Raw genomic sequence first — 7,474 nt, 5'->3', positions numbered from 1 at the left:
GGCGATGAACATCAATCTGGTCGGCGGCGATCCCTATGGCGGTTCCTCGACCATCGACCCGTCCTTCCTTTGGCGGCCGTTCAAGACCAGCCGCAACCATCAGACCGGCATCAAGGGCCTCTACCATATCGGCGCCTCGACCCACCCGGGGGCCGGCCTTGGCGGCGGTTCCGGCTTTCTCCTGGCGGGGAGGCTGTGATGGAAGAGAAGGTCACTGAGAAGCGCCAGCGCATTTCGACCCTGGGGCAGATCGGCCTGCAGCAATTCGCGCCCTATCTGATGAACCGCATCATGGGCCGCTACAACGCCACCTTGCGCGACGATTTCCGCAAGCAGGGCCTGACCATTCCGCAGGTGCGCACGCTGGCCGTGCTGTCGGTCACCGACGGCATCACCGTCAACGACCTCTCGGTCTATACGGTGATCGAGCAGTCGACCTTGAGCCGGACGCTCGACTCACTGGAGGGCCAGGGTCTGGTACGGCGCGAGCAGGGCGTCACCGACAGCCGCATCCGCCATGTGTTCCTGACCGATGAGGGCCGCGCCGAGTTCACCCGCGCCTGGCCGGCCATGCACGATGCCTTCGAGGCGATGTTCGACGACATCGACGACGCCGAATATTCCGCACTCATCGCCACGCTTTTGAAGATGCTGAAGAACATTCGCAAGCACGACATCTAGCATGACCCCGAAAAGTGGATCCCGGTTTTCGGAAGAGGTCATGCTCAAGCAGATAGACCTACGCGCCGCCAGCCTCAGGCGGTAACGGAAGGATTGAAAAAATGGCCGAACGGTCTTTTGCCAAGGAAGTCGAGAAACTCCGGCTCGGCGCCGGCGAGGAGTTTGCCGGCGAAGGCATCCTCGCTATCACCAAGGCGCTGCTGCAATGCGGCGTCGGCTATGTCGGCGGCTATCAGGGCGCGCCGATCAGCCATCTGATGGACGTGCTGGCCGACGCGCAGGATATCCTGGGCGAGCTCGGCGTGCATTTCGAGGCCAGCGCCTCGGAAGCCACCGCCACCGCCATGCTGGCCGCCTCGGTGCACTACCCGATCCGTGGCGCCGCGACCTTCAAGTCGACGGTCGGCACCAATGTCGCCTCCGATGCGCTCGCCAATCTCGCCTCCGGCGGGGTCACCGGCGGCGCGCTGATCATCGTCGGCGAGGACTACGGCGAGGGCTCCTCGATCATGCAGGAGCGCAGCCACGCCTTCGCCATGAAAAGCCAGGTCTGGCTGCTCGACCCGCGCCCCAATCTGCCATCGATCGTCAAGGCGGTGGAGGACGGTTTCGAACTGTCGGAGATTTCCAACACGCCGGTCATGCTGCAGGTGCGCATCCGCTGCTGCCACGTCCACGGCCATTTCATCGCCAAGGACAACAAACGGCCGCCGATGACTGTCGCCGATGCGCTTGACGCACCGCGCCGCGACACCGGCCGCATCGTGCTGCCGCCAGCGTCCTTCCTGCATGAGAAGGAGAAGGTGCAGAAGCGCTGGCCGGCGGCGGTGGACTTCATCGCCAAGAACAAGATCAACGAGTTCTTCGGCTCGGATCATGGTTCGGTCGGCATCGTCCTGCAGGGCGGCATGTACAATTCGGTCATCCGCGCGCTGCAGCGGCTCGGCCTTGCCGACATTTATGGCGACACCGACGTGCCGCTCTATGTGCTCAACGCCGTCTATCCGCTGATCGATGACGAGTTCCTGTCATTCTGCGAGGGCAAGCAGGCGGTGCTGGTCGTCGAGGAAGGCCAGCCCAACTACATCGAACAGGCCTTTGCTTCGATGCTGCACAAGGCCGGTCGCGGCACCAGGCTGGTCGGCAAGGAGTACCTGCCGATGGCCGGCGAATACACCGGCCAGGTCATGCTTGACGGCATCGGCGCCTTCCTGCGCGCCGATGCGCCGCATCTTCTGCCCGGCGAAGTGCGCGCGCCCAACAAGGTCGGTGACGGCGTCGACGCAGCCGACCTGATCAATGTCGTGCCGGGCCGTCCGCCGGGCTTCTGCATAGGCTGCCCGGAACGGCCGATCTTTGCCGCGACCAAGCTGGTCGAGCAGGAACTCGGCAAGCACCATATCGCATCCGACATCGGCTGCCATTTGTTCTCGATCATGCCGCCTTTCGAACTCGGCGCCACCACCATGGGCTATGGCCTGGGCCCGGCCTCCGCCTCAGCCTTCAATTCGCCCGATGCCAAGCGCCGCTCGATCTCCTTCGTCGGCGATGGCGGCTTCTGGCACAACGGCCTGACCTCTTCGATCGGCAATGCGGTTTTCAACAAGAACGACGGCGTCATCGTCATCGTCGACAATTTTTACTCGGCGGCCACGGGTGGGCAGGACATCCTCTCGTCCCGCGCCGGCAACAAGACCAAGTCGACGAAACATCCGATCACCGAGGCGGTCAAAGGCATGGGTGTCAAATGGCTGCGCCATGTCGACCGCACCTATGACGTGACCAAGATGCAGGACACGCTGCGCGAGGCGCTGACGACGGACGAGAAAGGGCCGAAGGTCATCGTCGCCTCGTCCGAATGCATGCTCAACCGGCAGCGCCGCGAAAAGCCGCTGGTCGACAAGGCGATCAAGGGCGGGACCCGTGTCGTGAAACCGAAATTCGGTGTCGATGAGGATATCTGCACGGGCGACCATGCCTGCATGCGGCTGTCCGGCTGTCCCTCGCTGTCGGTCAAGTCAACAGACGATCCGCTGCGCGACGATCCGGTCGCTCATATCGACCAGAGCTGCGTCGGCTGCGGCAATTGCGGCGAGGTCGCCGATGCGGCAGTGCTCTGCCCATCCTTCTACCGCGCCGACGTCGTCCACAATCCGAGCCGCTGGGACCGTTTCCTGGAAGCCGCGCGCCGCGCCACCATCAGCCTGTTGCAGCGACGCCGCGAAAGCCGGCGGCTGACCTTCGCCGATGCTTGACGCTGTCCCCCCACTTCGCGCCCGCGCCGGCGCTCAGGATAGCGAGCGTGTCATCAAGCTCGCCGTGCTGGCGGTCGGCGGCCAGGGCGGTGGCGTGCTCGCCGACTGGATCACCGATGTCGCCGAGCGCAACGGCTATGTTGCGCAATCGACCTCGGTCGCCGGTGTCGCCCAGCGTACCGGCGCCACCATCTATTATGTCGAGATGGCCCGCGACACCGGCCGGCTGCCGGTCTTTGCCCTGTCGCCGTCGCAGGGCGATGTCGACATCCTGATCGCCGCCGAATTGATGGAAGCCGGCCGTGCCATCATTCGCGGCTTCGTCACGCCCGACCGCACCACGCTGATTGCCTCGTCGCACCGCATCGCCGCCGTGTCGGAAAAGATCGAACCGGGCGATGGCCGGGCTTCGTCCTCCAAGGTGCATGCGACGGCGGAAGCCGCATCGAAGCGCTTCATCGCTTTCGACATGGAAAAGATCGCAGCCGACAATGGCTCGATGATCTCGGCCAGCCTGCTTGGCGCGCTAGCGGGGTCCGATGCGCTGCCCTTCACCCGCGAGAGCTACGAACAGGCGATCGGTGCCGGCGGCCGGGGCGTCAAGGCCAGCCTTGCTGCCTTCGGCGCTGCGTTTGACCGCGCGCGCGGCACGGCAGCACCGGCGCAGAAGCCGGCTGAGCCCGCGATTGTCGAATCTGCCCTGGGCACAGGACAGGTGAGTGGCCCGCAAAACCTGCTGCAGGGCTGGCAGGCCTTGGCTGACCGCATCGACCTGTTGCCGGTAGCCGTACGCGACATGGCACTTCGGGGCTTGAGAAAGGTCGTCGACTATCAGGACATCGCCTATGGGCGCGAGTATCTCGACCGGTTGGACAAGGCCGTCGCGCTAGACGGGCCGCTTCAGGGCTATGGCCTGTCGATCGCTGCTGCCAAGCATCTGGCCAACGCGCTATGCTACGACGACATGATCCGCGTCGCCGATCTCAAGACGCGCTCGACGCGCGGCAAACGTGTGCGCCGCGAGGTCGGCGTCAAGGACGGCTCGATCCTGCAGGTGACCGAATATTTCCACCCGCGCATCGAGGAGTTCTGCGGCACGCTGCCGGCGGGTCTGGGCAGCTACATCGAGGACCGCCCGAAGCTCGCCGCCCTTCTCGATCGCCGCATCAATCATGGCCGCCGCATCCGCACCGACAGTTTTGCCGGCTTTGCCGCTTTGTGGTTCATCGGCGGCCTGCGCCGCTGGCGCCGTAGTCTGCTGCGCCACAAGGTCGAGGTCGCGCATCTCGATCGCTGGTACGCGCTGGCTCTCGACCATGTGCCCCAGGACTACGCACTGGCCGTCGAGATCCTCAATTGCCGCCGGCTGATCAAGGGCTACAGCGACACCCATGTCCGGGCACAGTCGAAATTCGACCGCGTGCTGTCGGCGCTCGACCTGGTCAAGGGCCGAGCCGACGCCGCCGACTGGATCCGCCGCCTGCGCGAGATGGCGCTGAAGGACGAGAAGGGCGACATGCTCGACGGCGCGCTGAAGACGGTGGCGACGCTGGGGCCGGACCCAATCGGCTGAGATATCTAGCGGGCGTCCACGGATTGGAGCGGCGCTAACCTTAACTCCGGGCTGGCTGACAGGATTGCCCGTGCGCCGGCGCTGACGCGGGGCCAGGTGCCTGGCCCCGCCGTGCTTCGATCAGTTATGGTGCCAGCGGCGCCAGTGATGGTGCGGGTGCCAGCCATAGACCGGAGCGTGCCAGTAATGGTAGTGCGGGCGCACGACGACGACGCCGTTCGGCACGCAACGGCCCCATCGGTTCGGGTGCCAGCCGATGCCGCACCCCCAGCGGACATGCTCGACCAATGCCGGGGCGGCCGGATGGGTTACAGACATGACGGGCATCGCGCTGGACGCGGTGGCGGTCACGACAGTTCCACTGACCGCCAGGATAGCGGCTGCTGCATAGTTTTTCAGGCGACTCATAATTGGGCTCCGAGTGCATTCGAGTTTGAAGATGGCCGCCCGGCACGGTGCGATCGGGCAGGCTTGTCCCTTCTCTTCATTAAACGGCGTCTCGAGCATTTTCCGTCGGTCGTCATGGCGATTTTTTCGGCGCCACGGCAGCGCGGCGTTCCATGTGGCGCAGCAATGCCTGTGCCAGCACGCTCCGGTTTTCGGGTGATGTGTTCGCCGCGAAGTCGACAATGGCCTGCTCGAGCCGGGTGCGAACCGTCGCGTCGGCGTTGCGTGCCCGCTCCAGGGCCGCCGACACGGCGGCCTTGTCCATGACAGGCTGTTGCAGCAGGTCCGCTGCCTGCTGCCTGGCCTGCTGGCCATCGAGAATGATCTGACGGGACTGCACGCGAACCTGGCGCAGCGCCTCGCGGAACGCCTTGCGATCCTGGTCGGGAAGTTGTCGGCCGGCCGATTCCAGCGAGACACCTGTTTTGGCATTTCTCAGCCAGACCGCACCGCCGACGAATGCGCCGGCAAGAAAGACGTTCAGCACCACGGAAGCAATAACCAGACCACGGACCCAGCGCGTGCTCATAGGCTTTCCTCACCGTTCTCGGCAGCGGGGCCGGCATCGCCAAACGCCGTCGCATTGGCATCCAGCACATAATGGTCCGGCTGGACCTCCGGCGTGACGATGGTCACCAGGGCCAGCCCTGCCACGGCACCGGCCAGACCAATGCCGGCAAGTCCCAGCCCCAGCCACCAGAACCGCTTACGCCGGCGCTGGACGAGGTGCCGGCCGGCAGCCTGCAGAATGCTGCCGTGCAGTGCCTTGTCCGGGGCGTCGACGCGGTAGCTGTCGAGCAGCGCGTCAAGTGTCCCGGCCTGCCTCAAGATGGCCTTGCCCGCGCCGCTCGCGGCAAAGACCGTGCCGGCCATTCGCTCAGCCTCGGGCCATCGCCGCAAGTCGCCGCCATAGGCCTGGGCCAAGACGGCAAAGCGCCTGGCATCCATTGCGGGTTCGTTCCTGGATCCTTCAGCCATGTGTCGCCCCCTTGCCCGTCGGCGCCGGGCGCCAAGCGGCACCAGCAAGGCGCAATGGCCGTGGTGCGTTGGTGCTTGCCCGGTGCTTACTCATCGGCGCCATCCCCCGCCAGGATCGCCTGCAGCGACCGCCGGCCGCGCGCAAGCAGGCTCTCCAGGGCATCGACGCTGATCTGCAAGGTCGCTGCCGCCTCGATATTGGACATCTCCTGATAGTAGACCAGAACGATGGCTTCGCGCTGGCGCGGCGCTATGGCTTGCAGCGCCCGTTCGACCCGAAGCGCTTCCTCCTGGCGAGGGGCATCGGGAAGTGCCGCGGGGTCGACCATCTCCGGCAGGTCGCCGGTCACCCACTCGCGCCTGCGACGCAGCCGGTCGTAGCAAAGGTTGAGCGTCACCCGGTGGATCCAGCTGTCGAAGCGCGCATTGCCGCGCCGCCAGCTCGCGGCATGGCGCCAGATCCGCACGAAGGTTTCCTGGGCGACATCCTCGGCCTCCGCCGCATCGCCGAGCATGCGCACGGCAAGCGCCAGGATACGCGGCAGCTTGCGCGCGACGAGGGTTTGCACCGCTGCCGGCTCGCCGGCGCCAACACGGCGAACCAGCTCCTCGTCCGGATCCGCAGCCATCAGTCGGCGAACTCCCGATATTCATCGCGCGTCATTGCCTCTTGGTCATTGCTCCCTGCTTGACCTCTTGGTCATTGCTTCGGCTTGGGAGCGGTTTTGTGGCCCGGCAGTTCGTCGGCCGTCAAAATGCCGTCGGCATTCTTGTCCAGCCGGGCGAAGCGCCTGGCGAAGAATGCATCGAGTTCGGCGCGATCGATGAAGCCGTCATGGTTGGAATCGATCCGCGCGAAGGATTTGGCGGCGTCGCCCTTGACGTTGCGCTTCGTCTGAAAGGCCTCCCATTCCAGCAGGCTGATCTTGCCGTCGCCATCCGTGTCGGCCGCCATGATCGCCTTTTCGCGCCGCTTCTGGAATTTGGCCAGCGTGATGTCGGACCTGGTCCCCGAAGCGCCTGGCGCGGCAAGTGGCGCGGCGGTCGGCGGTGCAGGCGGCGTCGTTGCCTGGGCGAAAGCCGCAACGGTCTGCAAACTCAAGGCAACGACTGATATCGAACGGCGGATCATGCTGTGCGTCTCCAGGTTGGCGCGACGCAGACGGCTTGTGCCGCCATCGCGCTTCAACCGTTAAACGCCGCGACCCGGAAAATCCGTCGGTCGCGCCTGCTGATCCGTTCACGCCCGGACAAAAGAGGGTGCCCATCCCGGCTCGATCGGGATGGAAGGAACTCTAGTCCGACTGGTCGGCCGCAATCAGTTGTTCGGGCTTGAACCCGGCATGTTGCGGGGTCCACACCTCGCCCTCGCGATTGAACCAGTGGCACAGATACATGCCCGAGGCTGCCCCATCGCTGATCGTCATCCTGGGACCTCCGGATTTCAGTCTGACGACGTCTCCGGGCTTGAAATAGTTGGGCATATTTGACCTCCCATGCTGAGGCCATGATTTACACACCAAACCGGTGTCTCGACAAT

9 protein-coding genes and 1 pseudogene are annotated in these 7,474 nt (G+C 65.0%); 4 read left to right on the top strand and 6 right to left on the bottom strand.

The window, feature by feature from the left end; translation table 11 throughout:
- The 4 genes and pseudogenes from EN964_RS18355 to EN964_RS18340 all read left to right on the top strand — a co-directional run.
- Positions 1 to 199: pseudogene (locus EN964_RS18355) on the top strand (FAD-dependent oxidoreductase); the annotation flags it as partial.
- Positions 199 to 681, top strand: coding sequence for a MarR family winged helix-turn-helix transcriptional regulator (locus tag EN964_RS18350; protein WP_127270494.1), 483 nt, complete (start codon positions 199 to 201; stop codon positions 679 to 681). The pseudogene EN964_RS18355 and the gene EN964_RS18350, both read left to right, overlap by 1 nt.
- Positions 682 to 782: 101 nt before the next feature.
- Positions 783 to 2,936, top strand: coding sequence for an indolepyruvate ferredoxin oxidoreductase subunit alpha (locus tag EN964_RS18345; RefSeq protein ID WP_127271584.1), 2,154 nt, complete (start codon positions 783 to 785; stop codon positions 2,934 to 2,936).
- Positions 2,929 to 4,509, top strand: coding sequence for an indolepyruvate oxidoreductase subunit beta family protein (locus EN964_RS18340; RefSeq protein WP_127269061.1), 1,581 nt, complete (start codon positions 2,929 to 2,931; stop codon positions 4,507 to 4,509). The genes EN964_RS18345 and EN964_RS18340 overlap by 8 nt, the downstream gene beginning before the upstream one ends.
- 120 nt (positions 4,510 to 4,629) lie before the next feature.
- Here the strand turns inward: EN964_RS18340 and EN964_RS18335 are convergent, their stop codons facing one another.
- The 6 genes from EN964_RS18335 to EN964_RS18310 all read right to left on the bottom strand — a co-directional run bounded on the left by EN964_RS18335 (position 4,630) and on the right by EN964_RS18310 (position 7,361).
- Positions 4,630 to 4,917 (bottom strand): GCG_CRPN prefix-to-repeats domain-containing protein, encoded by a 288-nt coding sequence (locus EN964_RS18335; RefSeq protein WP_127269062.1) that lies wholly within the window; start codon positions 4,915 to 4,917, stop codon positions 4,630 to 4,632.
- A gap of 112 nt (positions 4,918 to 5,029) precedes the next feature.
- Positions 5,030 to 5,485, bottom strand: coding sequence for a periplasmic heavy metal sensor (locus tag EN964_RS18330; protein ID WP_127269063.1), 456 nt, complete (start codon positions 5,483 to 5,485; stop codon positions 5,030 to 5,032).
- Positions 5,482 to 5,934 carry a hypothetical protein gene (locus tag EN964_RS18325; protein WP_127269064.1) on the bottom strand — a complete coding sequence of 151 codons (453 nt, stop codon included), beginning with the start codon at positions 5,932 to 5,934 and terminating at the stop codon, positions 5,482 to 5,484. Before EN964_RS18325 ends, EN964_RS18330 begins: the two co-directional genes overlap by 4 nt.
- Before the next feature lie 86 nt (positions 5,935 to 6,020).
- Positions 6,021 to 6,563, bottom strand: coding sequence for an RNA polymerase sigma factor (locus EN964_RS18320; protein ID WP_127269065.1), 543 nt, complete (start codon positions 6,561 to 6,563; stop codon positions 6,021 to 6,023).
- Between the two features lie 71 nt (positions 6,564 to 6,634).
- Positions 6,635 to 7,066 carry an EF-hand domain-containing protein gene (locus tag EN964_RS18315; protein WP_127269066.1) on the bottom strand — a complete coding sequence of 144 codons (432 nt, stop codon included), beginning with the start codon at positions 7,064 to 7,066 and terminating at the stop codon, positions 6,635 to 6,637.
- 163 nt (positions 7,067 to 7,229) lie between these two features.
- Entirely contained in the window at positions 7,230 to 7,361 is a 132-nt protein-coding gene (locus tag EN964_RS18310) for a hypothetical protein (RefSeq protein ID WP_245490665.1), read from the bottom strand.
- Between the last annotated feature and the right edge of the window lie 113 nt (positions 7,362 to 7,474).

Source organism: Mesorhizobium sp. M7A.F.Ca.CA.001.10.2.1 (assembly GCF_003998575.1).
GTDB lineage: Bacteria > Pseudomonadota > Alphaproteobacteria > Rhizobiales > Rhizobiaceae > Mesorhizobium.
Note: the sequence above shows the minus strand (reverse complement) of the source record. Positions and strands in the feature narration are given on the sequence as shown.